We start from the raw sequence: 570 nt of genomic DNA on the forward strand, positions 1-570 counted from the left end.
TTCTACAAAGCTGTGAAATTCTGGATTTAAACTGTGTGATCATCAGTGAGCCTAACGAAAGTTGGGAGTCGATGTATCGCCAGTTTATGAAAGGTGAATTTGATATTTTGGCACCATTAACGGTGAGCAGAGAACGGCATGAATTCAGCTATTTCCCAAGACCGCACTATTCACCAGCTTCAGTGATGGTCAAGCGATTGGGTTACAAGCCAAACACCTATTCCCATGTGTCACAATTGATCTCTGAAAGAATCGGTGTAGTCAAAGACGATTTCTTCGATCAAATGATGACTCAGCTTTTACCGTTGAAAGAGCTTGAGCGTTTTAACACGCAGCACGATCTTATTGAAGCATTGCTTAAAGGGGAGGTGGATTACATCCCGATGGATACGGCAATGCTCAACCATTTCCTTCGTTTGAGCGAGCTTGTGCCCATCGAACAAGATACCGCGATAGGGGAGTTTTACAGTTCGCAGTTGTCTATCGGCCTCGTCGCGAATGAACGCGGTGCAATGTTAGCGCCATATTTTAGCCGCGCGATCGCGATGTTGGGCGTTGACAAAATTGTGG

1 pseudogene is annotated in these 570 nt (G+C 45.4%); it reads left to right on the forward strand.

Features of this window, described 5'->3' with window-relative positions:
* Positions 1 to 570 (forward strand): annotated as a pseudogene (locus tag R7E78_RS28965) (transporter substrate-binding domain-containing protein); the annotation flags it as partial.

This window comes from Vibrio sp. YT-19(2023) (genome assembly GCF_033337395.1).